Source organism: Bacillus sp. T-10(2022) (assembly GCF_056502895.1).
Genome location: NZ_CP113518.1, coordinates 4,138,206 through 4,164,427 on the forward strand (window position 1 = coordinate 4,138,206; position 26,222 = coordinate 4,164,427).

Below are 26,222 nucleotides of genomic sequence, written 5' to 3' on the forward strand. Positions count from 1 at the left end.
CTTTTCCATCATCGTTACAATTATAATACAAACTTTATGATTGAAGGAGGATATGACTTGAATCCGGTATATATGTATCGTTTCATTCGCTCTTTACTGGTCGTTGGAGGGGTAATTTTAGGCGGGATTGCCGTGTTTTATTTATCTAAATATACATATCCATTCATCATTGCCATGATAATCGCTTTCTTGATGAATCCCCTGGTCACTTTTTTCGAAAGGAAAGGGAGGCTGCCCCGAGGGTTGGCTGTATTCGTTTCCCTGTTACTCATTTTCCTTTTATTTGCAGGTCTTATCACCTTACTGGTTGCCGAGATCATTTCAGGAACCAATTACCTTGCCGGAGTCATCCCGAAACACATTGAAACCATCGTGGATTATATAGAAACATACATCGCGACCACCGTCATCCCTTTATATAATCAAATAGCTGCCATGTTCAATAATTTGGATATCGAACAGCAAGATACAGTCCTCAAGAATATCCAAAATATCGGTGAGTCCATCACTACCGGAGTAAGCGGCTTCATTCAAGCTTTCTTGAAGAACATCCCCACAATCATCGGATGGTTTCCAACTACAGCAACAGCACTCCTTTTTACACTGCTGGGCACTTTCTTCATCAGCAAAGATTGGGATACCTTTGGCCGAATGACCGGAAAAGTGTTGCCTGATAAGATTTTTGCGGGTGCAAAGCGTTTATTCAAGGATTTAAAAAGGGCTTTGTTCGGATTTATCCGGGCACAATTCACTCTTGTTTCATTGACGACTGTCACGATTTTAATCGGATTTCTCATTTTAGGGGTGAATTATTCAATTACCATTGCCCTGATATGCGGGCTGGTCGATATCATCCCCTATTTAGGGACAGGTACGATTTTCATTCCATGGATCATCTTTGAATTCATCGCCGGCAATACAAGTCTCGCAATCGGTTTGTCCGTCCTTTACATAATCGTCGTTGTCCAACGTCAGCTAATAGAACCAAAAGTACTTTCTTCCAGTATTGGTTTGGATCCGCTTGCCACTCTCATCGCCTTATTCATCGGCTTCAAATTGATCGGTTTCCTAGGTCTGATTGCAGGACCTGTAGTGCTTGTCATATTCAATACACTTCAGCGTGCAAATGTCTTCAAGGCCATATGGACTTTCATCATCGGGGATACAAAGAAAACCACTTAAGTTGATCAAGAATATCCTTAGCATTCACCGATTTCCATTTTAAAATCCGCCTTGGGTACAAGGCGGATCTTTGGTTTTAAGCTAAAATTATTTTGACGTCTCGAATTGTTCTGTTTCAGTGGAACCTGCAAGTGCTGTTGTGGATGATGTTCCACCAGAAACGACTTGTGCCACTTCATCAAAGTAACCAGTTCCCACTTCACGCTGATGACGTGTTGCTGTATAGCCGTCGGGCTCACTAGCGAACTCCGCTTGTTGAAGTTCTGAGTATGCAGCCATGCCGCGTTCTTTATAACCAAGAGCAAGGTTGAACATGCTATGATTCAATGAGTGGAAGCCTGCAAGTGTAACGAATTGGAATTTATAACCTAATTTACCCAATTCCACTTGATAATTGGCAATCTCTTCATCACTTAATTTCGCTTTCCAGTTAAATGATGGGGAACAATTGTAAGCAAGCAGTTTGCCCGGGAACTCTGCATGGATCGCTTCGGCAAAGCGGCGAGCATCCGCTAGATTAGGTTCAGAAGTCTCACACCAGATAAGGTCGGCATATGGAGCATAAGCAAGACCTCTTGCAATTGCTTGGTCAAGACCTGCGTTCGTGCGGTAGAATCCTTCTGGAGTCCTTTCACCCGTGATGAATGGTGCATCGACCGGATCAATATCATCGGTGATCAAATCTGCAGCATCAGCATCCGTACGGGCAATCAAGATAGTCGGTGTACCCATTACGTCGGCTGCCAATCGGGCGGAAACTAAATTCCGTACTGCCGTTTGGGTTGGAAGAAGGACTTTACCGCCTAGGTGACCACATTTTTTCTCGGAAGAAAGCTGGTCTTCAAAGTGAACGCCTGCCGCTCCAGCTTCAATCATGCCTTTCATTAATTCGAAGACGTTAAGGGAACCGCCAAAGCCCGCTTCAGCATCTGCCACGATTGGAGCGAACCAATCGATATCATCTTTTCCTTCAGCAAAGCTGATTTGGTCTGCACGCTGAAGTGTTTGATTAATGCGTTTAACCACTTGCGGTACGGAGTTGGCTGGATATAAACTTTGGTCAGGGTACATTTGCCCTGCGATGTTAGCATCTGCCGCCACTTGCCAGCCGCTTAAGTAGATTGCTTTTAAACCAGCTTTCACCTGCTGCATGGCCTGGTTACCAGTCAATGCTCCTAATGCATTGATGAAATCCTCTGTATTTAATAGATTCCATAGTTTTTCAGAACCACGACGTGCCAATGTTTGTTCAATATCGATGGAACCCCTTAGTTTAATAACTTCTTCGGCCGTATAAGGACGCTTGATTCCAGTCCACCGTGAGTCATTTTCCCAGCTTAGTTGTAATTTTTGCGCTCTCTCATTCTTCATCATTATTTCCTCCTAATTTATATCGTATTTTTTTGAATATTAAGATAATTTTTCGTATGCCGCGTTTGTTAAGAAATCTGCAAAGTCATCCGCTTCAATCAATTGTTCAAATAGTTTAGTAGACTCTTCAAACTTTCCTGATATGAAAGTTTCTTCCCCTACTTCCGATTTAATGACCGCCAATTCTTCTTCTTTGATTTGATGGAATAATTCCTCGGTTATTTTCCTGCCATCTTCGAGAATGCCTTTTGGATGACGGATCCATTGCCAGACTTGAGCCCTTGAAATTTCAGCGGTTGCAGCATCTTCCATTAAGTTATTGATGGGTGCCGCACCCCTGCCGCTTAGCCAAGAAGCTATATATTGGATGCCTACGTTAATATTCGTCCTTAATCCTGCCTCTGTGATCGTTCCTTCCGGTACAGCAAGCAGCTCTTGAGCTGTTACATGGACATCTTCCCGTTTTCGGAAAATTTGATTGGGTTTTGGGACGAGCAGGTCAAAAACCTCTTTTGCCGTGCTTACCATACCTGGGTGGGCAACCCATGTTCCATCATGACCGTCTCTTGCTTCGCGTTCTTTATCTGCCCTTACTTTCGCAAAAGCCTCATCGTTCTTAACCGGATCATTTTTAACAGGAATTTGCGCGGCCATCCCGCCAATTGCAGGAGCATTACGAGTGTGACATGTTTTGATTGCCAGCAGGGAATACGCCCTCATATTCGGGACGGTCATCGTGACCTGCTGCCGATCTGGGAAGATAACATCATCCGAGTGACGGAATTTTTTCAGGAAACTAAAGATATAATCCCAGCGGCCACAGTTCAGGCCTGCCGAATGTTCTTTCAGCTCGTACAGAATTTCATCCATTTCGAATGCAGCAAGAATCGTTTCTATCAAGACCGTTGCCTTGATGGTTCCTTGCGGAATTCTCAAATCGTTCTGTGCATATACGAATATTTCATTCCATAATCTTGCTTCGAGATGGCTTTCCAATTTTGGTAAGTAAAAGTATGGACCGCTTTGTTTTTCAATCAATGCTTTTGCGTTGTGGTAAAAGTACAGTCCAAAGTCAAAAATGCTGGCTGATATAGGCTGTCCATCCAAAAGGACATGTTTTTCCTCTAAATGCCAGCCGCGCGGCCTTACCTTTAGGACAGCTGTTCTTTCATTTAATTCATACACTTTGCCATTTGGATTTTTAAATGAAATGGTTCCGCGGATTGCATCGCGCAGATTCAATTGACCATCAATGCAATTCTCCCAAGTGGGCGAATTGGCATCTTCAAAGTCCGCCATGAATACATTGGCACCTGAGTTCATGGCATTAATGATCATTTTACGATCGACAGGTCCAGTGATTTCAACCCTGCGGTCCTGCAAATCATTCGGGAGGGGCGCAATTGTCCAATCACTTTCACGAATATGCATCGTTTCTTCAAGGAAATCAGGAAGCTTGCCTTGATTCAGTTCTTCCTGAACGCTTTTCCGACGTTCCAGAAGTTCTGCCCTTCTTCCACTGAAATGCCGTTCAATTCTTTCGATGAATTGAAGAGCATCCGTTGTAAGTATTTGTTCATATCCTGGCTTAATGCTGCCTGTAATTTGTAAGCCTTTTGCTTCCGTAATCATGTTGCCTCTCCACATCCTTTCCAACTCTCCTATGTTATAATACAGTTGTTTTATTTCCTGTTTGTATTATATAACACGTTGTATAAATTTGTCACCAGTTTTTTCTAAAAAATCTAAAAAAAGATTTTTCAGCATGTAAAAGCCTGATTTACCAATGTTTCCAAGGGGTTAATAATTTTTAAATCCTGTTATTATACACCTTTCATTCTCATGGAAATTATCATTTATTGGTGAAACAGAGAAAATCCATTTACATTGAAACTCCCATTTTAATGAAAAGCAAAAAAGCACCCTATAAAAATTTGGATGCTTTTATTGACCTTTTTTCCAGACCAAAAAGGCTGCCTAAAAGCTTGAGCCTTTAGACAGCCTTATATTATTTATGCCGAATGATGGTAACTTTCCCTTTATTCATCCTGTTCATGATAAACCGGATAACAATCGGTTTGAGGAGATTCCGGGTTGGCGGAAACACAAGGATCAATCCCATGATATCCGAGATGAGCCCAGGGGACAGCAACAGTGCAGCTCCGATAAAGATACAGATTCCATCAATGATTTCATTTCCTGGCATCATTCCGTAACGAATCTGTTCCTGTGCCTTTTTCCATGTTTCCATCCCTTGCCGTTTGGCCAAATAGGCTCCGATCAAGCCTGTGGCTACAATCAGGAACAGCGTTGGCCAAAAACCAATGAGATTGCCTGACAGCAAAAGGACAATAATTTCAACGACCGGCATCGCAATGATAAACATTAAAAAATATTTCATCCTACATTCCTCCTGCACAGCCCATTTCTGGTGCGGTACATCCATCTTACCTCATTGGCACGGAATCAGCCAAAATTTCGTTTTACAAAACGTTGGCATGTCCATCATAAATGACTCCACGACCTGCATCGACTGTTATTCTTTGACCATCCGTGAAAACCTTGGTCGCGTCCTCAGCCCCAACGATGACCGGTATGCCCAATGTGACTCCTACAACAGCTGCATGGCTTGTCAAACCGCCTTCTTCCGTAATCAATGCCGCACACTTTTCAATCGCCGGCATCATTTCGCGGTCCGAACCGATCGTAACCAATACAGAGCCTTCCGTCACTTTTTCCAAAGCTTCCTTGGCATTCTTGGCTATAACCACTTCACCTTTAGCTGATTTCCTGCCGATTCCTTGAGCCTTCAAAAGAACCTCTCCTAACACATGAATTTTCATCAAGTTAGTCGTACCTGTTTCACCTACAGGAACACCGGCTGTAATGACGACTAAATCCCCATGGGAAACTAAGCCAGAATGCAAGCTTTCATCTATTGCGGTTTGAAGCATTTCATCGGTAGTCGTCGCTTTTGGACCAATCTGCGGATAGACTCCCCAAGCCAATGCAAGCCGTCTTGAAACATGATCATTGGAAGTAACCGCAATGATCGGTGCTTTAGGGCGGTATTTGGAAATCATCCTTGCCGTATGGCCGCTTTCCGTAGGGGTGATGATTGCCCCGGCATTAAGATTAAGCGCGGTATGGGCAACGGATTGACCAATAGCATCAGTGACATTATGACGGTTCACTTTGCTTCTGACTGATAATATATCCCGATAATCAAGGGCAGTTTCAGCACGTGAAGCTATGTTATGCATCGTTTGCACCGCTTCGACAGGATAAGTTCCAGCAGCTGTTTCGCCAGAAAGCATGATTGCATCCGTTCCATCAAATATGGCATTGGCCACGTCACTTGCTTCTGCTCGGGTCGGCCTTGGGTTACGCTGCATCGAATCGAGCATTTGTGTAGCCGTTATGACTGGTTTTCCGGCATTATTACATTTTTTGATCATTTGTTTTTGGACTAATGGAACTTCTTCTGCAGGAATTTCCACTCCCAAGTCTCCACGTGCTACCATCAAGCCATCGGAAACTTCCAAAATTTCATCAAGACGGTCTACGCCCTCTTGATTTTCGATTTTAGGGATGATTTGAATATGTTCCGCTCCATTTTGCTGCAATAATTCACTTATTTCAAGCACGTCGGAAGCCCTGCGAACAAATGAGGCAGCAATGAAGTCGATACCCTGTTCGATTCCAAAAAGGATATCCTGTTCATCTTTCTCCGTTATGCCCGGCAGGTTAACCGAAACCCCAGGAACATTCACGCCTTTTTTGTTCTTAAGTGTACCGCTATTCAAGATCTTGGTATGGATTTCTTTTCTTACCTCATCTACCTTCAACACCTCAAGACCGATCAATCCATCATCCAAAAGGATTTTAGATCCTGGGTGGACATCATGCATAAGCCCTCCATAGGTAATGGAGAATTTTTCAGGTGTTCCCAGGACTTCATTCATGGAAATAATGACTTCATTGCCGGCTACAAGCTCCATAGAATCATTTTCCATATTATTTGTCCTTATTTCAGGTCCTTTTGTATCCAATAGGATGGCAACCTGTTTACCCGCTTTTTCGCTCGCTTCCCTGATATTGCGGATTCTAGCGGCATGTTCTTCATGATTTCCATGAGAAAAGTTAAGACGTGCCACATTCATCCCTGCTTCTATTAATTGAACCAGCTTTTCTATACTTTCACTAGCGGGTCCAATCGTACAAACAATCTTGGTTTTACGCATGTGTCATCCTCCTTTAAGGAAAACTCGCCGCCTGTCCACCTTTTGAAGACAGGGGCGCAGTGTTTTATGTCTTCTATTTAAATACCCAATTCTTTAAAACCAATTCCTATCAATAATGATTAAATCGATAGCTCTGCAGATAAATCATACATCTTCTTGTCAATTGTATGCGGTTTAGCAAGAGCTTCGATGATATCATAATCAACAAGTTGATTTTGTTCTATCCCTACAGCCCTGCCTCCTTTTCCTTCAAGAAGCAATTCAACCGCTTTTGCTCCAAGGCGGCTTGCCAATACCCGGTCATTAGCCGAAGGAGATCCTCCGCGCTGAACATGGCCCAGGACAGTTACACGGGTTTCAATTCCTGCTTTCGCCTCAATACTCCTGGAGATATCAACGGCACTTCCAACGCCTTCAGCTACAATGATGATACTGTGCTTTTTCCCTCGGTCATGTCCGCGGTTCAGCTTCCCAATCAAATCATCTATATCATATTCATATTCAGGACAAAGAATCGTTTCAGCTCCGCCAGCCAATCCAGCCCAAAGCGCAATATCGCCGGCATCTCTTCCCATCACTTCAACCACATAAGTCCTTTCATGAGAAGTAGCCGTATCCCGAATTTTATCGATAGCATCGATGACTGTATTCAGGGCCGTATCGAAACCAATCGTAAAGTCCGTACCCGGTATGTCATTATCAATTGTTCCAGGAATTCCGATACAAGGAAAGCCCCTTTCCGTTAAAGCTTTTGCTCCGCGGTATGAACCATCGCCACCAATTATGACAATGCCCTCGATACCAAGTTTATTCAATTGTTCAATCGCTTTCAGCTGGCCTTCCTCTGTCTTAAATTCCGGACAGCGAGCCGTATGTAACATCGTGCCGCCTCGATGAATGATATCCCCGACCGACCCAAGTTCAAGCTTCTTTATATTTCCATTTATTAAACCCTGATAACCATGATAAATCCCGAAGACCTCAATTTCATGAAAAATTGCTTTCCGGACAACCGCTCGGACTGCCGCATTCATGCCTGGAGAATCTCCTCCACTTGTCAATACACCTATTCTTTTCATAAATGTCACCTCTCTACAGCACTAATCAATTTCAAGCTTTATTATATCATTGTACCCTTTTTCAAGCTTCAATAAGCAGTAACTTGTTTCACTTATGCTCACTTGATGTTATAAGCCTAACCGATTCTCTTCAGAAATTGAAGTAAAATGGCGTAAAAGTTTACATTCTACACACAAACCATATTCTTTACTCGTTTCGGTAATGAATACATATGCGCCCATGAAAGGATGAAAAAACGTGTTGCCCCAGGCAGCACGTTTTTCCATTTACAATATGTGTTTATGAATGCTGTTCCACTTCCTTAGGTTCGCCCTCAGGTTGTTTTGCAAATTCATATTCACCGATTTTCTTGAATTTCATATAACGCTGGTTGATAAGATCATCACTATTCAATGGCAGAAGTTCATTGAATGAACGTTTCAGGATATCCTTGATGGCTTCAGCCTGTAAATTCGAATCCCGATGGGCGCCGCCCCTCACTTCAGGAATGATCTCATCGATGACTCCTAAGCGGTTTAAGTCGGGAGCCGTGATTTTCATCGATTCCGCAGCCCTCTTAGCCTGGGAGGCATCCTTCCACAGCAAGGCTGCAGCCCCTTCAGGGGAAATTACCGAATATGTTGAGTTCTCAAGCATGAAAATTCGGTCTCCGACGCCAAGTGCCAATGCACCTCCGCTTCCGCCTTCACCGATGACTATACTGATGACCGGTACCTTCAGCCCTGCCATTTCGAAAAGGTTTTTCGCAATGGCTTCACTTTGCCCGCGCTCTTCAGCAGCTTTACCAGGGAAAGCTCCCTTCGTATCAATGAAACAAATGATCGGCCGGTTGAATTTTTCAGCCTGTTTCATCAGACGCAATGCTTTTCGATAGCCTTCAGGATGGGGCATGCCAAAGTTACGACGGATGTTTTCCTTCGTATCCTTACCTCGTTGATGGCCGATGACCGTCACGGCAAGTCCATCAAATTGCGCGATTCCAGCGACAATCGCTTCATCATCCCCATAATAACGATCACCATGAAACTCGATGAAGTCATTGAATAATAGCGGAATGTAATCAAGCGTCGTCGGACGTGCTGGATGCCGGGCAATCTGAACGCGATCCCACGGTTTAAGATGGTTATAAATATCCACTTCCAGCTTCTCTAAACGCTTTTCCAATGTTTCGATTTCAGCGGTAAGGTCTACATCAGCATCCTTCGAAATAGACTTTAGCTCTTTAATCTTATTTCTGAGGTCCGTAATGGGACGCTCGAACTCCAATTCGTAAATCATAACCACTCACCGCCCGGGGCATGGATTTTAAGGATCGTCGTCAAGGTTTCCTTCATTTCCGTCCGTTTGACGACCGCATCCAATTGGCCGTGTTTCATCAAGAATTCAGCCGTTTGGAAATCTTCAGGAAGCTCTTCATGGATCGTCTGTTCAATGATCCGTCTTCCCGCAAAACCAATAAGGGCTCCAGGTTCGGCTAGGTTAATATCGCCAAGTGATGCGAAACTTGCCGAAACCCCACCTGTGGTAGGATGGGTCATCATTGATATGATCAGCCCGCCTTCATTGCTGAATATCTTAAGTGCTGCACTTGTCTTTGCCATTTGCATCAAGCTTAAAACACCCTCCTGCATCCGAGCGCCGCCTGATGCCGTAAATATGATGAACGGAATCTTCAATTCACCTGCACGTTCGATGGCACGGGTAATTTTTTCCCCAACAACGGAGCCCATGCTCCCCATCCGGAAATTCGAATCCATTATGGCTGTTGAAACTTGGTACCCATTGATGCTTCCAACTCCTGTGACAACCGCCTCATTAATCTTGGCTTTCTTTCTATCTTTTTCCAATTTTTCTAAGTAATCCGGAAATTCAAGCGGGTTAACGGAAATCATTTCTTTATCAAATTCATTAAAACTGCCGGCGTCGAATAAAAATTCGATGCGCTCATGGGAAGACATCGGATGGTGATGCCCGCAATGTAAACAAACTTTCTTGTTTTTCACCAATTCTTTTGTATACATGATTTTTTTACAGCCGGTGCACTTTGTCATGATCCCTTCTGGTACATCTTGTTTCTCCCGATCTAAAGGAACCGTTGCATATTTCTTCTTAGACTTCGCAAATAGCTCTTTAAGCAAGCTTAATCCTCCCTTTACCACCAATTATCTATTTTATGATACTTGGTACAAACTATATCAGAAATAAAATTAGTATCGTGTAAAAAGGTGTCACTCGACCTTCGACATATTTCTAATTCTAATAAGATACGTTTCGATGGCTTTTTCTTCATCACGTTCGAGCAAATATGTAAGAAGTGACAGATAATCTTCTTTTTTCACATTACCCTGTACCATCTCTGATGTTCTAGCATAGCTGTTGACAATGCGCCAAATTCTTTCCAGCAATCGATTGCGATTCAAAATGGCAATCCTTAAAAAGAAATCATCATCATGAAACTCATCCGCTTTGACCCAGACCATTAATCTTTTGATGTCCTCAGCCGTAGCGAAAAAGGCGACGATCCGCAAACAGTCAATTTCAATCAGCCTTTTCGTCTCAGACAAATCTTCTTGTACTTTTTTATCTTGCAAAAAAAAGGTTCCCAGAAGCTCGACTAGCTTATGCTCCTGGAAATCCCTGATAAACGTCCCTTCACCACGCCTTGTTTCTATTAATCCTAATAGCTCTAAGGCACGCAATGCTTCACGGACAGAGGAACGGCCTACATTAAAACGATCCGATAACTCCCGTTCTGATGGGATTTTATCTCCCGGCAGGAGGCTGTCCGCTTCAATCATGCTACGTAGGCTCTCAACTACATCGAGATAAATTTTGGATGAAGATGTACGACCTGCCAAATTAATTATTCCTCACTTTTTCCAATGATCGCTAATTTCCTTGTTTTTTCTTTAATTTCCTCGGGATTCACATTAATTCTAGCCACTCCCGTTTCCATCGCTGCCTTGGCAACAGCAGCCGCAACGGCAGGTGCTACCCTCTCATCAAATGGAGCAGGGATAACGTAGTCTTCGTTTAACTCATGTTCCTGTATTAAACCGGCAATGGCTTGTACTGCAGCAACCTTCATTTTTTCATTGATATGTGTTGCACGTACATCCAAGGCACCACGGAAAATCCCTGGGAAAGCAAGGACGTTATTGACCTGATTCGGGAAATCCGAACGGCCTGTTCCTACAACCTTGGCACCCGCTGCTTTCGCATCTTCCGGCATGATTTCCGGATCTGGATTAGCCATCGCGAAAATGATCGCATCCCGATTCATCGAAGAAACCATTTCTTTTGTCAATGCACCTGCGGCAGAAACACCGATAAATACATCAGCGTTTTGAATGACAGTTTCCAAAGGTCCTGAAATCTTATTTCGATTGGTGACTTTCGCCACTTGTTCTTTTGTATCATTCATACCTGTCGAACGGCCCTCATAAATGGCACCCTTCGTATCACACATGATGATGTCACGAACTCCATAGCTATAAAGCAATTTAATGATGGCAATGCCCGCAGCGCCTGCTCCATTCGCCACCACTTTTATTTCCGACATTGATTTATTCACAAGTCGTAACGCGTTCACTAGACCGGCAACAGTAACAATGGCTGTACCGTGCTGATCATCATGAAAAACAGGAATATTCATTTCTCTCTTGAGTCGTTCTTCAATTTCAAAACAATTTGGTGCGGCTATGTCCTCTAAGTTCACTCCGCCGAAAGTCGGTTCGAGTAATTTAACGGTCTCTACAATTTTGTCCACATCCGTCGTTTTTAAACAGATTGGGAAAGCGTCCACTCCAGCGAAACTTTTAAATAATACGGCTTTTCCTTCCATAACCGGCATAGCAGCTTCCGGACCGATGTTTCCAAGTCCCAACACAGCCGTTCCATCAGAAATAACGGCAACAGTATTCCCCTTCATTGTATAGTCATAGACGGTTTCCGGCTTATCGTAAATATCTTTACACGGTTCTGCGACACCAGGAGAGTAAGCCAGGCTTAAATCTACTGCATTCCGTACCGGTACTTTCGAAACTGTTTCTAATTTTCCTTGATTCAAGCGGTGCATATGCAATGCTTCTTCTCTTAATGTCATAGTTTCACTCCTAAAACAAATTGGATAACCCATATCTTATATGCTGAAATCTAGTGGTCAGACCACAGCGGCCTGTTTTCAATATAACATAACTATTAAAGTTGTAAAACAGTTATTCTTTCTTGTAAACCACATTCCCTTTTCCGACCAAGTCAAATAATGCCTGCATCAGACTATCTGAAGGATTGACCCAATCCCAATAAGATAGCTGTACATAGCGGTTTTCCCTCTCGTAAAAAAGCATGACCTTGGTTTCACCGCTATGCTGCGTTAAAATTTTTTTTATTTTTTGCAGTGTATCCTTCGTTTGCTTGCCGGCCTCAATTTTCAGGAATATCGTTCCGTTCTGTTCCTCTTTCATCTGCTTCACTTTTTCAAGCGGGTATACGTTCCTGATCAGGAGCTGTGTTTTTCCATCCCGCTCTTCCAATGTTCCTTGCAGCATAACGAGTTGTCCATGATTCAAGTCGGCAGAGTGGTTTTTATAAACATTTGGAAAAACGACCGCTTCAATATCCCCCTCTTCATCACTAACACTCAAGAAAGCCATCACATCGCCCTTTTTTGTCCTTATTGTTTTAACCGACGTAATGTATGCGCCAAGTAAGACTTTTGATTCCTTTTTATCGGTAGCTTCATCTATGGTCAAGCATCCGAAGTGCTGAAAAAGTTCTCTGTAGCTTGTCACCGGATGATTCGACAGATAAAGCCCCAATGCGCTTTTTTCCAATGAGAGTTTGTGCTCGATAGGGATGGGATCGACCCGGTTGTATTTCGGTTTGAGTGAAAACTCGCCATCCGAAAACATATCGAATAGGTCATCATCCGGATTAACCAATTCCGTATGATTGATCGCTACGTCCAAGCTCGCCAACAATGTTGCCCGGTCTTCACCGAATTCATCAAATGCACCTGAATGCACAAGCGCCTCCAACACTTTCCTATTTACGATTTTCCCTGAAACGCGCAAACAGAAATCGAATAAATCAGCGAACTTCTTCTGCCTCCTCGCAGCAAATATTTCTTTCAGGACCGTACCGCCTATCCCTTTTATGGCTCCAAGGCTATAACGGATCCCTTCCTTTTCCGGTAAAAACGGGTATCCGCTCCGGTTAATCGAGGGAGGCAGAACCGATATCCCTTTCTTTTTTGCTTCACGGATATATTGCGAAATCTTTTCATCATTCCCGACGACCGATGTCAAGAGTGCTGCCATGAAATATTCCGGATGGTGGGTTTTCAAGTAACCAAGCTGATAAGCGATGAAACTATACGCCACCGCATGGCTTCGGTTGAATCCGTAGTTAGCGAAGCGGACAATCAAGGAATAAATCTCATCTGCCGTTTTTTCGGAATATCCTTGTTTCAATGAGCCGCTCACGAAATGCTGCCGCTCTTGATCCAGTACATCCTTCTTCTTCTTGGAAACGGCACGGCGGAGCAGGTCAGCCTCCCCTAGTGAAAACCCGGCTAAACGGGAGGCAATTTGCATGATTTGTTCTTGATATACGATGACCCCGTATGTAGGCTCGAGGATATCCTTCAAATCCTCGTGAAGGTAATCAATCGGAGCCAGTCCATGTTTTCTCTCGATGAACAGCGGTATATTTTCCATCGGACCTGGACGATATAGGGCATTGACCGCGACGATATCCTCGAATCGGTTCGGTTTAAGCTTGATCAAAACCTTTCGGATGCCATCCGATTCGAATTGAAACACCCCAGTTGTTTCCCCTCTCCCTAAAAGGGCTAGCGTCTCGGGGTCATCCATCGGGATATGGGACAAGTCGAGCTTTTTCCCCGTTCCCTTTTTAATGTTATTTAGAATATTATCGATGAGCGTTAAATTGCGAAGTCCAAGAAAATCCATTTTAAGAAGTCCCAGTTCTTCGAGAAGGTCCATTGGATATTGAGTCAAATGGATTCCGTCATGCCCTCCCTGAATCGGAATATGCTCGGTCAGTGCTTGGTCGCTGATGACGACGCCGGCAGCATGAGTCGAAGCATGGCGAGGCAGACCTTCAAGCAATAACGCGGTTTGAAAAAGTTTTTGATTCAGGTCACTCTCATTAACGAATTCCCTGAGCCTTTTCGATTCCTTGAAAGCCTCGGGAAGCGTGATGCCCAGACGGCCTGGAATCATTTTCGATACCGCTTCCTGTTCCTTTGAATTCAAGCCGAAAACACGTCCTGTGTCCCTTAACGCAGCCTTGGCAGCCAATGTTCCGAATGTAATGATTTGTGCTACATGAAGTTCCCCGTACTTCTTCGCGACATAGGCAATCACTTCTTCGCGGCGGTTATCCGGAAAGTCAATGTCGATATCCGGCATCGAGACACGTTCCGGATTCAGGAAACGCTCGAACAGCAAGGAATGTTCGATTGGATCGACATCCGTTATCGACAGGACATAAGCAACCATCGATCCGGCGGCAGAGCCCCTTCCAGGACCAGTCAGGATTTGATGGTCCTTCGCGAATTTCATGAAATCCCAAACGATTAAAAAGTAATCGCTGAATTTCATCTTGGTGATGACATCCAATTCATATCGTAGGCGCTCTTCATATTGAATGGATGGCTCCGGCAATCTTTTCTTCAATCCCTGGAAACAGATGGCTTCGAGCATTTCCTCGGCTGTGACTCCATCTTCAGTAGGGTACTTAGGCAGCAGTGAACGATGAAATGGAATTTCCAGATTGCATTGCGCGGCAATATGTAGTGTATTTTCGAGTGCATCCGGTCTGTCATGGAATAGTTCTGCCATCTGAGCCCGGCTTTTCAAATAAAATTGATCTGATTCAAGAACCGTATGCGTCTCATCCGCCAGCTTGTCGCCATTTCCAATTGCCAACAGGACTTCTTGTGCGAGTGCATCGCTTTCATTCAAATAATAGACCGGATTCGTCGCGACAATCTTTATCTCTAAATCTCTCGCCAGCTGACTTATGGCTTCGTTACCTCTTTCCTCATCCGCAATCGAAAGTCTCTGTATGGATACATAAAAATCATCATGACCAAAAATTTCCATAAATCGCCCTGCTGCCTGTTTGGCTTCTTCAGGATTTTCTTCTCTCAATAGCGTTTCTATTTGCCCCTCCGCACCCGGTGTGATTGCAATCAAACCCCTGGAATAGGCTTTTAGCCAATTCATCGGAATGCCTGACGGGGATTTCGTTTTTATGGCACTGCTTATTTTAAGCAGGTTTTGATATCCTTGCAGACTTTTTGCCAATAAAAGAAGTCCATGTGACGATTCCCGTTCATCAAGGACATCCGCAAGTATGCCGATGATCGGCTTTATACCCTGTCTCTTGCATTCTTTATAAAAATAGACCGAACCGTACATAACATTTCGATCGGTTAAGGCAAGACTTGTACAGCCATCCGCTTTCGCTTTGGCCACAAGTTCAGTGATCTTCACCGTACTTGTCAGCAGGCTGTATCCGCTCTGAATATGGAGATGAGTATACACGTTTTTTCTCCCACCTTTGTAAGGCATGTTTCTTTTCATTATAGTGTTTATTTCAAAAAAAGAAAATATGTTCTCATTACCAATGCAATTTAACTTCCTGATTTCCGGCGACTATCATATTACCTCTGAACTTCCCATATATATGGAATAGAAGAATATCAAGCAAAAAAGGATGATGATATATGAATGAAGCCTTTGTTCCAGCCTTTCTCAACAGCTTTTTCATATCGCTTGGCGTATTGCTTGGCGGCTCGATCATCGGGGGCCTTGCGGCTTTTTTTACTGGACAAGCCCCGATGACGACTGTATTCCGGCTGTCGGACAGCCTTCGTATTTGGGCGATTGTCGCTGCGATCGGGGGTACTTTTGATATGGTCTATAATTTCGAACGCGGTATTTTCCACGGAGAAACGAAGGATATAGTCAAGCAGGTCCTATTGATTCTATCTGCACTTGGAGGGGCACAGACAGGAGCACTGATCATAAACTGGTTCACGCAAGAGCATATTTCACCATGAGAATTCCTCCCTATCACAGGTCTCCCACCTGGCAGCGTTTTTTTGCCGGAGCCGCACTTGGCGGATTGATCAGCTGGGTGATTTTCTTTTATATGCATGGTGTCCAGCAGGAAAAGCAGATCCGGACCCTTCACGAACAAAGAGAAGAGATCAAGGATTTAAACGGGGAAATCGCAATTTGGGAGCAGGATTATAAAAAATTGAACGAGAAAAACGAGGAAATCCTGACGATTCAGGAAGTGGAAGTAACCATCACGAATGAAAAATACAGTCTGGATCGGCTGAGCATTGCAGAAGCGGAGGATGTGATTGAGGACGACCTTTCCTCTCTTCTCGCCAAAGATGTCGCCAGTGTCTATGACGGAAAGGTGCTTTTGAAAAAATCGATAGAAAATAAGATCGTGACCATCAATAAAAAGCGCTATCGACTTGAAGTCGTCGAGATCATGTTTTATACGAAAATGAATATTGAAATCAAACTAAAAAGGACTACTTCTTAGATGTTGGCTTAATTGAATTCTACCAAATTTAAAGACCAAATCATATGCGATTTGGTCTTTAAGTTTTTTCATTCCGCTTTATTCAACTCTTCCATGTCGGCAAGGATATTATCCACTTCATCCCAGGAATGAATCGACGCCCCTGCTGCAAGCGGGTGGCCTCCGCCGTTATATTTACGGGCAATCGTATTGATGATTGGTCCTTTAGAACGGAAACGGACTCTGATTTCTTTATCCTCTTCAATGAAGAAGACCCAAGACTTAACATTTTTAATCGAACCGAGTGAGGAAACGAGCTGAGATGCCTCAGATGTAGAAGCATGGAATTTTTCAAGTATATCTTTTGTGATGATCATTTTCCCCGTTCCATATGGAAGGATTTCAAAATGCTGCAGCACATAGCCATTCAACCGGACTATGCTTTCCTCGACGTCATACATCTCCTGATATAACTGGGGGCGGGAGAACGAGTAGTGAATCAACTCACTGGCATAGGCAAATGTCTTTTCAGTCGTACTTTGGAATAGGAAACGACCTGTATCGCCAACAATGCCTGCATATAGAAGGCGTGCCGCTTCATCACTCATCTTCAAGCCTTCATCTTTCCCGAATTGGTAAAACTCATAAATCATTTCACTTGTCGAACTTGCCGATGTATCGACCCAGCGCATATCGCCATATGGATCTTCATTGGGATGATGATCGATCTTAATCAGTTTATCCCCCCTTGTGTACCGTACATCACAAATCCGGTCCGTATTTGCGGTATCACAAACGATGACCAGAGCACCTTCATATGTTTCATCCGAAATCACATCTAACCTTCTTAAGTAATTCAATGACGGTTCTTCTTTCCCGACCGTAAAAATTCGCTTTTCGGGGAAAGATGCTTTCAGGATTTCCGCCAATCCTCCCTGTGAACCATAAGCGTCCGGATCTGGACGGACATGACGATGGAGAATGATAGTATCATAACGCTTTATATCTGCTAATATTTCAGCTTTCATATAGATCTCCCCTTAACATATGTATTATCGAGCCTAATAAAGATGATATATTTCATTTAATCAAAAAATTGCGGAAATAGGAAGACTCATCTTGTTTACTGTGGCATTCTCTTTCATTTCCCGCTACAATAAAAAGGTACATATGTTAAATTGGGGGAATTTCAAACGATGCCTATTCTTGTCACCTTGATCGTTCTTTCATTAGGGGTCTATCTGTTTTATAAAATCAAATCGGTCCGAACCAGAATGCCGATGGAGAAAAAGTGGATTTCAGGGAAGTCTTCCATTGCCCTCGGTGCGTTTGTCGCACTATTCGGAATCAATCAGCTTTTTCTATTCCACACGACCATCACTTATATCATTGCTGCCGTTTTCATCTTCGTTGGCCTATTCAGTATTTGGGGCGGCTATAAAATGTATAAATTTTATTTGCCGCATGCAATCGAAGAAGCTGCAAATCAAAAAGGATAATCGAAATTCGATTATCCTTTTTATTTTATGATCGGTCGAGCAATTGGCAAGTCAACATCGCCTTGCCAACTAGTTTGCCTTGGTTAAACACTTCAACATCCACTTTTCCGAATTTACGTCCTACATCGAGGACACGCGGATGGATTTCAAGCGTACTGTCGATCTGGACTGGCTTGATGAAATAGATCGTCATGTTTTCCACGACCAAGTCACCGCGCTTATAGCTTCGAAGTGCACGATTTGCTGAGTCGGTGACCAATGTCGTGAACACACCGCTTGAAATGGTCCCAAGGTAATTGGTCATCTGCGGAGTGACTCCATAGTTATACACTTCCTCGCCCTTGCCCCGATTTGAAGTCATCACAAGCTGGCTTGTGATTGTATCGTCGATCGTTTCGCCGACCTGAGGCTGCCTTTGGCTCATTTGCAGTGCCTTCAGGACATCCTGCCTGCTCACGATACCCTTGAGGATATGACTGTCATTCACGACCGGGATTAACTCAATCCCTTCCCAAACCATCATATGTGCAGAAGATGCCACACTCATTTTATCGCCTACGGTCATCGGGTTTTTCGTCATCACCTTATCAATGAGCGTCAGCTCTTCCTGTCCGATGATATCTTTTGATGTGACCATTCCTTGAACCTTCATATTGTCATCGACAACAGGGAAACGGCTATGCCCGGATTCCTGATTCAGTTCATGCCAAGTCTGAACCCGGTCACCCACCGTTAAAAAGGTCGTTTCCTGTACGGGTGTCAAAATATCCTCCACCAGCAAGATTTCCTTTTTGATCAATTGGTCATAGATTGCCCGATTGATCATCGTTGCGACGGTAAACGTATCGTAACTTGTTGAGATGACTGGCATCTCCAATTCATCGGCTAACCTTTTAACGGGCTCTTCCGTATCGAATCCCCCGGTGATCAGCACTGCTGCACCCGCTTTTAACGCGTGCTCGTGGGCCTGTGTACGGTTCCCGACTATCAGCAGGTTTCCTGCACCCGTATATCTCATCATGGCATCCAGCTTCATCGCCCCGATGACGAATTTATTTAAGGTCTTATGAAGTCCCGTTTTCCCGCCCAGAACTTGTCCGTCAACAATATTGACTACCTCTGCGAAAGTGAGCTTTTCAATATTCTCTTTTTTCTTTTTCTCAATGCGGATCGTGCCTACCCGCTCAATCGAGCTCACGTAGCCCTGGTTCTCCGCCTCTTTAATTGCCCGGTATGCCGTACCTTCACTAACATTCAATGCTTTCGCTATTTGACGGACGGAAATCTTTTCGCCGACAGGGAGCCCATCGATATGTTTCAATATTTGTTCATGCTTTGTAGCCAAGCGCTTCACCCTTTTCACGGTATTCCTATTCTCCATTATAAGGTCAAAGAGCCTAGTTTATCAAACAACTACTAGTATTGGCGCAACCTTTTGTATTCCGGCTGTCGTTTTACCTTTTGTTTCTTAGGAGAATACAGTATGCCCGTCAAGTTTCCAGCTACCGCCAACAATGCAAACAACAGCCAGGATCCAGCAAACAGCGCCTCCAGACCGCCACTTTCCAACGACAAACGCGGTACGGCATAATACAGCATCACACCGCATAGAAGCAAACACAGTAATAACCTCTGTTTCATCCAATCCCCCCTTTTTTTCATCTATTCATTTTATGCCTTTGAAAGGAAAAAAGACTTGGCTGCAAAACGAGACTTTACTTTCCGATTGCTGTAATAACCTGCGTGAAAGGAAATGCTGCTGGGAAGACCCGTCATTTCAGCCGGTCAACCCACACGATACACATAAAAAAACGGAAGCTCTAAAGGCTCCCGCTTCTTTTAAAAGTCTATTTCATCCCCGGCTTCCATGATCAGTCCATTTCCCTCTTCAAGCAAGTCGATGAATTTTTCAGGATCCTGTTTGATGACAGGGAAAGTATTGTAATGAATCGGCACGACTTGTTTGGCTTGTAGGAATTTCGCTGCAAGTGCTGCATCTTCCGGGCCCATGGTGTAATTGTCGCCGATTGGCAAGAATGCCAAGTCAATCGGATGTCGCTCCCCGATCAATTTCATATCGGAAAATACCGCTGTATCCCCTGCATGATAGATCGTTTTCTCTTCTATCGTAAGCAATACGCCAGCAGGCATTCCTAAATAAATGATTTGCCCATCTCCGTTATTGAATCCCGTTCCATGGAATGCTGGCGTCAGTTTCACTTTTCCAAAGTCGAACTCGAAAGCTCCTCCGATGCTCATCCCGTGGGTCCTGACTCCTTGAGCACCCAGGTAGTCGGCAATCTCTGCAATGCCGATGACAAGTGCATCATCCCTTTTGGCCAATTCAACCGTATCACCGACATGGTCATTATGGCCATGTGTTAAGATGATCACATCCGGTTTCACATCTTCTACTTTCAAATCGGTCAATTCGTTTCCAGTAATGAATGGATCGATTAAAATCGTTTTACCATTCGTTTCAACTTTTACAACTGCATGTCCATGAAAAGATACTTTCATTTTTGCTGCTCCCTTCCCATACCCACTAATTTTTTTTAGGTAGCTTTCTTAGGCCTTTCCCATTTACTATACTTTTAAATATTGCTATGGTAATTATATCTTATTAATGGAGGTATCGTCATGAATGAACGTTTGACAGAACTACAAAATTGGCTACAGGCGAATGAGGCTGAAGCCGCTTTACTTACATCTACAGAGAGCATCTTCTATTTAAGCGGGTTTTTTAGTGATCCTCATGAAAGACTGCTGGCACTTGCCATTTTTGCAAATGCCGAACCATTCCTTGTCTGCCCGCAGATGGAAGTTCCGGATGCTAAACAGGCTGGATGGGATGGAGATATCATTGGATACACCGACATCGAAGATCCTTGGGGAAAAGTTAAGCAAGCAGTGGAGAATCGCGGGTTATCCATTCATAAAATGGCCATTGAAAAAGAGCATATGAATGTAGAGCGTTATGAAAAGGTCCAACAACACTTCGGCGCTCCAAAGCTCGTTTCCGCAGAAGAAAAACTTCAAAGGATGCGAATGATCAAGTCGGAAGATGAAATGGTCAAAATCCGTGAAGCATGCCGCCTTGCCGACTTTGCGATTGAAGTGGGTGTCAACGAAATTCATGAAGGTAAAACGGAAATGGAAATCCTTGCAGCGATAGAATTCGAATTGAAAAAGGCAGGAGTCAGCCAAATGTCTTTTTCCACCATGGTCCTGACTGGCAAAAATGGCGCTTCCCCACATGGCACACCTGGGAATACGAAGGTTCAACGCGGCGACCTCGTCCTCTTTGACCTTGGCGTCGTTCATGAAAGGTACTGCTCTGACATCACTAGAACGGTCGCATACGGAGATATCAATGATAAACAGGCAGAAATATATGAAACTGTACTTAAAGCACAAGAAGCTGCCGTTGCAGCCAGTAAACCTGGTGTATCCTGTTCCGAGATAGACTTGACGGCCAGAAACATCATCAGCAATAAGGGATACGGTGAATTCTTCCCGCACAGGCTCGGTCACGGACTTGGGATCAGCGTCCATGAGTATCCATCCTTGACTGAAACGAATTCTCTAAAACTTCAATCCGGAATGGTTTATACGATCGAACCTGGCATATATGTTCCGAATGTTGCAGGCGTAAGGATTGAAGATGATCTATTGATCACGGATGCAGGCTGTGAGGTTTTGACCAAATTCCCGAAGAGCCTGCAAATCATAAAGTGATACTGAAATAACCATTTAATATAACGAAACCCGGATACCCCCGCCTTCATTTAAGACGGGGGTATTTATTCAACATTTCAACTAATCGGTCCGCAGATCATACTTCATTGCTTTATCACTGCCGTCAAACGAAATGACCAGCCATTCACTATCTATTCTTATGATTCCCCTCTCGGCACCGAGATAATAAACAACATTATCTTTCTCTTTAAAATATTCCGTTTCTGTTGGAGACCCTAAAAGCGTGAACACTTCTTCTTTTGTCTTGCCTATCAATTCATGATCTTTGATTAAGTCATCTACCAGGTACACTCTTCCTTCATCATCATTTAACCATCTTTCGGTGGTGAACCTTGATTCATATTCATTTACCCCTAACCTAAAAACACAATAAAATAGAAGAGAAAAGCCAAGGCCTGATATGACTATAAATCTAATTTTGATTTTCCTTTTATTATGCTGATCGGTATATTTCCATGAAATCCATTGAAAAAATAGTAAAAGAACAAATGGAAGCAGCAGTGCTGATATACTCATTAAACTGATTGAAACATGTACAAAATTGATGTAAAAAATATAAATGAAATAGATCAAAGCATACAAAAGCACGTATAAAGATAATGCATAGTTTACTATTCTTGAAACACTCAAAGAAAAAAACTCCCCTCTCACATTAAATTTACCATAAATGAATAAATAAGGTAAATAAGGTGAGCGTTTCGCTTATGCAATGATTGGTGCTTATCTTTTCATCATAATAAGGCTATATTCATTTTTTTCATTTGGTAATTTCCAGATCATTGGCAAAAACATTCGCTAATTTGTTACAATTGAAATCAGATCCATTAGGTAAATCATAGTATAATAGGTATGAAATAGAAGGAGGAGATTCACTTGAATAGTATAGATTATAAAAATATTCTTGTAGCAGTGGATGGTTCGGAAGAAGCAGAGTGGGCCCTAAAAAAGGCAATCTATTTAGCAAAACTCAGTGACGCTACCCTTGTGCTCACACATATCGTGGATACAAGGAATTTCCCTACTGTCGAAGCTTATGATATGACTATCCGTGATCACTCTGAAACCTTTGCCAATGAGCTATTGGACAAGTATAAAACGGAAGCCATTGCATCCGGGATTGCAAAGGTCCAAACAGAAGTTGCCTATGGTTCTCCTAAAGTTCAAATTCCAAGGGATTTAGCGAAAAAGCATTCGATTGATTTAATTGTATGCGGTGCAACGGGCCTTAACGCAGTCGAACGTTTCCTTATCGGCAGCGTGTCGGAAGGCATAGTTCGCCATTCTAACTGTGATGTAATGGTCGTGCGTACGAATTGATAAAAGAAAATGATATAAAAAGCTCGTTCGCCAAATTGGTGAACGAGCTTTTTCCTGTTATTCACTTACCAGTTTTTCCGCTTTTTCAATCGCCAGCAGGACTTGGGCAAAACCTGTACCGCCCGCACTGTTACGGCGTTTAACTGCCTCATAAGGATTTAATGCATCATAAATATCATGATCAAACAAATCGGAAGCTTCCTTGAATTGTTCAATGCTCAGGTCGACTAAATAGCAGCCATTCTGGACACAGAACAATACAAGCTTCCCGACTACTTCGTGCGCCTCACGGAAAGGCATCCCCTTTGAAGCCAGGTAATCAGCTAATTCAGTCGCATTCGAGAAGTCATTTTTTGTTGCTTTTTCCATTATGTCCGTTTTCACTTTCATCGTTGAAATCATGCCGGCAAATATTTTAAGTGAACCAACAATGGTCTTAACCGTATCAAAAACGCCTTCTTTATCTTCTTGCATATCTTTGTTATAAGCAAGCGGCAGTCCTTTCAAAACAGTCAATAACCCCGTTAGGTTCCCATAAACCCGTCCTGTTTTACCACGGATCAATTCCGCCATATCAGGATTTTTCTTTTGCGGCATAATGCTGCTTCCCGTGGAAAAGGCATCATCCAATTCAATGAATTGGAATTCCTGGCTTGACCAGAGAATGATTTCTTCGCTGAAACGGGATAAATGCATCATCATTGTCGCACTGTTGCTCATGAATTCAATGGCAAAATCACGATCACTTACCGCATCAAGGCTGTTTTCGTAAATACCCTCAAACCCCAATAGCTCGGCACTGAGGGCACGGTCAATCGGGAAAGTCGTCCCAGCTAATGCCCCAGCACCCAATGGAGAAATATTGATCCTTTTGAAACTCTCGGTGAAGCGCTGCTTATCACGCTCAAGCATCCAAAAATAAGCCATTAAGTGGTGCGCAAATGAAATGGGTTGTGCACGCTGCAAATGTGTATAACCTGGAATTAGCGTTTCCACATTTTTCTTGGATTGTCCCAAAATCGCTATTTGCAAATCATTGATGAGTTCCAGGATCACTTTCGTTTGGTTCCGCATATATAGATGAAGGTCGGTTGCAACTTGGTCATTACGGCTTCTTCCTGTATGAAGCTTTCCGCCAACTGGACCGATTTCGCTTATTAGCATACTTTCCAGGTTAAGATGGATATCTTCCATCTCAACCTTAAAAGTCAATTCACCCTTCTCAGCCTTTTCCTGTAAACTTTTCAGACCTGCAACGATCTGATCCGCATCTTCTTCAGGTAAAATGTTGCACTGCTTTAACATGGTTACATGAGCTAAACTGCCTTGAATATCTTCAAGGACAAGTTCCTGGTCAAAGGAAATGGAAGCTCCAAACTCATCTACCCATTCTTCGGCGGATTTCGTGAATCTTCCTCCCCAAAGCTTGCTGCTCACACTGTCACCTTCTTGTTATTGACCATGCTGTTCACTTTCGTTGGAAGTCCCCATAATTTAATGAATCCAACTGCTGCATCATGATCGAATTCGTCTGCTTTTGTATAGGTAGCCAATTTTTCATCATATAGGGAGTACTCGGATTTTCTTCCTTCAACAATCGCATGACCTTTGAATAGTTTGACACGGACCGTACCCGTTACATTCACTTGTGTTTCTTTCAGGAATGCAGCCAAAGCCTTTTGAAGCGGAGAGAACCAAAGTCCTTCATAAATCAATTCAGTCATTTTCTTCTCAATCACCGGCTTGAAGTGCGCCAATTCTTTTACAAGCGTGATATCTTCAAGTTCTTTGTGTGCAGCTATCAATGTCATCGCACCAGGAGCTTCATAGACTTCACGTGATTTGATTCCTACTAATCTATTTTCAACGTGATCGATACGTCCAACTCCGTGTTTGCCGGCAATTTGATTCAACTCGACAATCAGGTCAGCCAGTTTATAGTTTTTATCATTTAATGTAACCGGCACACCCTGTTCAAAACCAATTTCAATGATATCGGCAGTATCTGGCGTACATTCAAGGCTTGTAGTCAAATCATATGCTTCTTCCGGCGGAGCTGCCCAAGGATCTTCCAGGATTCCACACTCGTTACTTCTTCCCCAAAGGTTTTGGTCAATCGAGAACGGACTCGCCATGCCAATCGGAACGGGAATGCCATTTTTCGCTGCATATTCAATCTCCTCTTCACGAGACCATTTCCAGTCACGAACAGGTGCAAGAACTTGCAAATTAGGGTTCAAGGCGGAGATGGATACTTCGAAACGCACTTGGTCATTTCCTTTTCCCGTACAACCGTGCGCAACGGCTACCGCGTTTTCCGCTTCAGCCACTTCCACTAATTTCTTTGCGATTAGCGGACGTGATAAAGCTGATACCAATGGATATTTCCCTTCATACAAAGTATGTGCCTGAAGAGCCATCAATGCGAATTCATCAGCGAATTCGTCCTTCGCATCAATGACATAGGAACTTACCGCACCAACAGTGATCGCTTTTTCTTTAATGAAGTCCAAATCTTTTCCTTCACCGACATCCAAACAGCATGCCACAACTTCGTACCCTTGATCTTGTAACCATTTAATTGCAACGGAAGTATCCAAACCTCCGGAATATGCTAAAACAACTTTTTGATTTTCCATTTCCATCGTCCTTTCGTGTGAATAAAAATTCATCGTTTGTTATTTTTATTCAATCTATGATTAGTACTTTATCATCTTTATTAAAGGAATACAAGGGGTATTTTAAAGATTTTGCTAAATAATCCGCTAATAATTTTAGTGAATTTACACATTGGATGCTTCCGCGGGAATATAGTAAACTAGGAGTATGATAAATCGAAAAGTGGAGGGCATATGAAAGAACTATTTACCTTTGATGAACGGCTTGGCATCTCAATTCCCGATTTGAATCTGGAGTGGGATGAATATACAAAAGGCGAGCAACAGCAAATACTCGTACACTGGGAGAATATCCGGGGAAGCATCCCGGACCGCATCAAGGAACTGGAATCCACCATTAACCGAAAGCAGTTTCGGCTCTCCGATGAAAGTAATTTCGCCAAATCATGCCAGCTCAATTCCGAAATTGCGGAACTTGCTTCCATCATCAATGATTTATGGCTATGGTATCGTGCCAATCAAGTCGTAAGTGAAAAGATGCATAATTAAGGCCTATTCCATGCAAAAAAAGCCACAGT

General features: G+C 43.2%; 24 protein-coding genes. 7 read left to right on the forward strand and 17 right to left on the reverse strand.

Going from position 1 to position 26,222, the window contains the following annotated elements; translation table 11 throughout:
- Positions 1 to 57: 57 nt before the first annotated feature.
- Positions 58 to 1,182, forward strand: coding sequence for a sporulation integral membrane protein YtvI (gene ytvI, locus OSJ91_RS20230; protein WP_137018179.1), 1,125 nt, complete (start codon positions 58 to 60; stop codon positions 1,180 to 1,182).
- An 87-nt stretch (positions 1,183 to 1,269) separates the two neighbouring features.
- Here ytvI and aceA read toward each other — a convergent pair whose 3' ends face one another.
- From aceA to dnaE, 10 genes are all read right to left on the reverse strand, one after another.
- Positions 1,270 to 2,553: an isocitrate lyase gene (gene aceA / locus OSJ91_RS20235; RefSeq protein WP_350302917.1), complete on the reverse strand. Its 1,284-nt coding sequence runs from the start codon at positions 2,551 to 2,553 to the stop codon at positions 1,270 to 1,272.
- 39 nt (positions 2,554 to 2,592) lie between these two features.
- Positions 2,593 to 4,185: a malate synthase A gene (gene aceB / locus OSJ91_RS20240; RefSeq protein WP_350299687.1), complete on the reverse strand. Its 1,593-nt coding sequence runs from the start codon at positions 4,183 to 4,185 to the stop codon at positions 2,593 to 2,595.
- A 376-nt stretch (positions 4,186 to 4,561) separates the two neighbouring features.
- On the reverse strand, positions 4,562 to 4,954 hold the full coding sequence (locus tag OSJ91_RS20245; RefSeq protein WP_034309123.1) for an FxsA family protein: 393 nt from the start codon (positions 4,952 to 4,954) through the stop codon (positions 4,562 to 4,564).
- An 82-nt stretch (positions 4,955 to 5,036) separates the two neighbouring features.
- The gene (pyk, locus tag OSJ91_RS20250) at positions 5,037 to 6,797 is read right to left on the reverse strand and encodes a pyruvate kinase (protein ID WP_350299688.1); all 1,761 of its coding nucleotides are present in this window, start codon (positions 6,795 to 6,797) and stop codon (positions 5,037 to 5,039) included.
- Between the two features lie 119 nt (positions 6,798 to 6,916).
- Positions 6,917 to 7,876, reverse strand: coding sequence for a 6-phosphofructokinase (gene pfkA / locus OSJ91_RS20255; protein WP_485890306.1), 960 nt, complete (start codon positions 7,874 to 7,876; stop codon positions 6,917 to 6,919).
- A gap of 280 nt (positions 7,877 to 8,156) precedes the next feature.
- Entirely contained in the window at positions 8,157 to 9,155 is a 999-nt protein-coding gene (gene accA / locus OSJ91_RS20260) for an acetyl-CoA carboxylase carboxyl transferase subunit alpha (RefSeq protein WP_350299690.1), read from the reverse strand.
- Positions 9,152 to 10,015 carry an acetyl-CoA carboxylase, carboxyltransferase subunit beta gene (gene accD, locus OSJ91_RS20265; RefSeq protein ID WP_230176751.1) on the reverse strand — a complete coding sequence of 288 codons (864 nt, stop codon included), beginning with the start codon at positions 10,013 to 10,015 and terminating at the stop codon, positions 9,152 to 9,154. Before accD ends, accA begins: the two co-directional genes overlap by 4 nt.
- Positions 10,016 to 10,105: 90 nt before the next feature.
- Positions 10,106 to 10,735, reverse strand: coding sequence for a FadR/GntR family transcriptional regulator (locus OSJ91_RS20270; protein ID WP_350299691.1), 630 nt, complete (start codon positions 10,733 to 10,735; stop codon positions 10,106 to 10,108).
- A 5-nt stretch (positions 10,736 to 10,740) separates the two neighbouring features.
- Positions 10,741 to 11,982 carry an NADP-dependent malic enzyme gene (gene ystJ, locus OSJ91_RS20275; RefSeq protein WP_485890307.1) on the reverse strand — a complete coding sequence of 414 codons (1,242 nt, stop codon included), beginning with the start codon at positions 11,980 to 11,982 and terminating at the stop codon, positions 10,741 to 10,743.
- Between the two features lie 112 nt (positions 11,983 to 12,094).
- Complete coding sequence (gene dnaE, locus OSJ91_RS20280; protein WP_485890308.1) at positions 12,095 to 15,481, reverse strand: DNA polymerase III subunit alpha; 3,387 nt, start codon at positions 15,479 to 15,481, stop codon at positions 12,095 to 12,097.
- A 155-nt stretch (positions 15,482 to 15,636) separates the two neighbouring features.
- Here dnaE and ytrH point away from each other — a divergent pair, with 155 nt between their 5' ends.
- A complete protein-coding gene (gene ytrH, locus OSJ91_RS20285; RefSeq protein ID WP_034309135.1) occupies positions 15,637 to 15,972 on the forward strand; it encodes a sporulation membrane protein YtrH in 336 nt (111 codons plus the stop codon).
- Complete coding sequence (gene ytrI, locus OSJ91_RS20290; protein ID WP_350299694.1) at positions 15,969 to 16,472, forward strand: sporulation membrane protein YtrI; 504 nt, start codon at positions 15,969 to 15,971, stop codon at positions 16,470 to 16,472. Before ytrH ends, ytrI begins: the two co-directional genes overlap by 4 nt.
- Positions 16,473 to 16,540: 68 nt before the next feature.
- On the opposite strand, the gene OSJ91_RS20295 is transcribed toward ytrI, so the two are convergent.
- Complete coding sequence (locus OSJ91_RS20295; RefSeq protein WP_485890309.1) at positions 16,541 to 17,479, reverse strand: DHH family phosphoesterase; 939 nt, start codon at positions 17,477 to 17,479, stop codon at positions 16,541 to 16,543.
- A 168-nt stretch (positions 17,480 to 17,647) separates the two neighbouring features.
- Between OSJ91_RS20295 and OSJ91_RS20300 the strand changes: the two genes are divergently transcribed.
- The gene (locus OSJ91_RS20300) at positions 17,648 to 17,950 is read left to right on the forward strand and encodes a YtpI family protein (protein ID WP_034309143.1); all 303 of its coding nucleotides are present in this window, start codon (positions 17,648 to 17,650) and stop codon (positions 17,948 to 17,950) included.
- 25 nt (positions 17,951 to 17,975) lie between these two features.
- Here OSJ91_RS20300 and OSJ91_RS20305 read toward each other — a convergent pair whose 3' ends face one another.
- From OSJ91_RS20305 to OSJ91_RS20315, 3 genes are all read right to left on the reverse strand, one after another.
- The gene (locus tag OSJ91_RS20305; RefSeq protein WP_137018167.1) at positions 17,976 to 19,295 is read right to left on the reverse strand and encodes a DRTGG domain-containing protein; all 1,320 of its coding nucleotides are present in this window, start codon (positions 19,293 to 19,295) and stop codon (positions 17,976 to 17,978) included.
- Between the two features lie 71 nt (positions 19,296 to 19,366).
- Entirely contained in the window at positions 19,367 to 19,591 is a 225-nt protein-coding gene (locus OSJ91_RS20310; protein WP_350299696.1) for a hypothetical protein, read from the reverse strand.
- A gap of 198 nt (positions 19,592 to 19,789) precedes the next feature.
- Entirely contained in the window at positions 19,790 to 20,470 is a 681-nt protein-coding gene (locus OSJ91_RS20315) for a metal-dependent hydrolase (RefSeq protein WP_485890310.1), read from the reverse strand.
- Positions 20,471 to 20,590: 120 nt separating this feature from the next.
- Here OSJ91_RS20315 and OSJ91_RS20320 point away from each other — a divergent pair, with 120 nt between their 5' ends.
- Positions 20,591 to 21,688, forward strand: coding sequence for a M24 family metallopeptidase (locus OSJ91_RS20320; RefSeq protein WP_485890311.1), 1,098 nt, complete (start codon positions 20,591 to 20,593; stop codon positions 21,686 to 21,688).
- An 81-nt stretch (positions 21,689 to 21,769) separates the two neighbouring features.
- Here OSJ91_RS20320 and OSJ91_RS20325 read toward each other — a convergent pair whose 3' ends face one another.
- Entirely contained in the window at positions 21,770 to 22,339 is a 570-nt protein-coding gene (locus OSJ91_RS20325; RefSeq protein ID WP_350299699.1) for a hypothetical protein, read from the reverse strand.
- Positions 22,340 to 22,591: 252 nt separating this feature from the next.
- On the opposite strand from OSJ91_RS20325, the gene OSJ91_RS20330 reads away from it, so the two are divergent.
- On the forward strand, positions 22,592 to 23,026 hold the full coding sequence (locus tag OSJ91_RS20330) for a universal stress protein (RefSeq protein WP_214791049.1): 435 nt from the start codon (positions 22,592 to 22,594) through the stop codon (positions 23,024 to 23,026).
- A gap of 57 nt (positions 23,027 to 23,083) precedes the next feature.
- Here the strand turns inward: OSJ91_RS20330 and argH are convergent, their stop codons facing one another.
- Positions 23,084 to 24,463: an argininosuccinate lyase gene (argH, locus tag OSJ91_RS20335; protein WP_485890312.1), complete on the reverse strand. Its 1,380-nt coding sequence runs from the start codon at positions 24,461 to 24,463 to the stop codon at positions 23,084 to 23,086.
- A complete protein-coding gene (locus OSJ91_RS20340) occupies positions 24,460 to 25,665 on the reverse strand; it encodes an argininosuccinate synthase (protein WP_402938900.1) in 1,206 nt (401 codons plus the stop codon). Before OSJ91_RS20340 ends, argH begins: the two co-directional genes overlap by 4 nt.
- A gap of 213 nt (positions 25,666 to 25,878) precedes the next feature.
- On the opposite strand from OSJ91_RS20340, the gene OSJ91_RS20345 reads away from it, so the two are divergent.
- Positions 25,879 to 26,193: a hypothetical protein gene (locus OSJ91_RS20345; protein ID WP_101222925.1), complete on the forward strand. Its 315-nt coding sequence runs from the start codon at positions 25,879 to 25,881 to the stop codon at positions 26,191 to 26,193.
- Positions 26,194 to 26,222 lie beyond the last annotated feature (29 nt).

Excerpts from the sequence above, each read along its gene's own strand:
- pfkA (WP_485890306.1), bottom strand. The coding sequence starts at position 7,876 with ATGAAAAGAATAGGTGTATTGACAAGTGGAGGAGATTCTCCAGGCATG.
- aceA (WP_350302917.1), bottom strand. The coding sequence starts at position 2,553 with ATGAAGAATGAGAGAGCGCAAAAATTACAACTAAGCTGGGAAAATGAC.
- OSJ91_RS20300 (WP_034309143.1), top strand. The coding sequence starts at position 17,648 with ATGCCTATTCTTGTCACCTTGATCGTTCTTTCATTAGGGGTCTATCTG.
- pyk (WP_350299688.1), bottom strand. The coding sequence starts at position 6,797 with ATGCGTAAAACCAAGATTGTTTGTACGATTGGACCCGCTAGTGAAAGT.
- accA (WP_350299690.1), bottom strand. The coding sequence starts at position 9,155 with ATGATTTACGAATTGGAGTTCGAGCGTCCCATTACGGACCTCAGAAAT.
- ytrH (WP_034309135.1), top strand. The coding sequence starts at position 15,637 with ATGAATGAAGCCTTTGTTCCAGCCTTTCTCAACAGCTTTTTCATATCG.
- OSJ91_RS20295 (WP_485890309.1), bottom strand. The coding sequence starts at position 17,479 with ATGAAAGCTGAAATATTAGCAGATATAAAGCGTTATGATACTATCATT.
- OSJ91_RS20345 (WP_101222925.1), top strand. The coding sequence starts at position 25,879 with ATGAAAGAACTATTTACCTTTGATGAACGGCTTGGCATCTCAATTCCC.
- aceB (WP_350299687.1), bottom strand. The coding sequence starts at position 4,185 with ATGATTACGGAAGCAAAAGGCTTACAAATTACAGGCAGCATTAAGCCA.
- OSJ91_RS20310 (WP_350299696.1), bottom strand. The coding sequence starts at position 19,591 with ATGAAACAGAGGTTATTACTGTGTTTGCTTCTATGCGGTGTGATGCTG.
- dnaE (WP_485890308.1), bottom strand. The coding sequence starts at position 15,481 with ATGCCTTACAAAGGTGGGAGAAAAAACGTGTATACTCATCTCCATATT.
- OSJ91_RS20340 (WP_402938900.1), bottom strand. The coding sequence starts at position 25,665 with ATGGAAAATCAAAAAGTTGTTTTAGCATATTCCGGAGGTTTGGATACT.
- OSJ91_RS20245 (WP_034309123.1), bottom strand. The coding sequence starts at position 4,954 with ATGAAATATTTTTTAATGTTTATCATTGCGATGCCGGTCGTTGAAATT.
- OSJ91_RS20315 (WP_485890310.1), bottom strand. The coding sequence starts at position 20,470 with ATGAAAGTATCTTTTCATGGACATGCAGTTGTAAAAGTTGAAACGAAT.
- OSJ91_RS20320 (WP_485890311.1), top strand. The coding sequence starts at position 20,591 with ATGAATGAACGTTTGACAGAACTACAAAATTGGCTACAGGCGAATGAG.
- ystJ (WP_485890307.1), bottom strand. The coding sequence starts at position 11,982 with ATGACATTAAGAGAAGAAGCATTGCATATGCACCGCTTGAATCAAGGA.
- ytrI (WP_350299694.1), top strand. The coding sequence starts at position 15,969 with ATGAGAATTCCTCCCTATCACAGGTCTCCCACCTGGCAGCGTTTTTTT.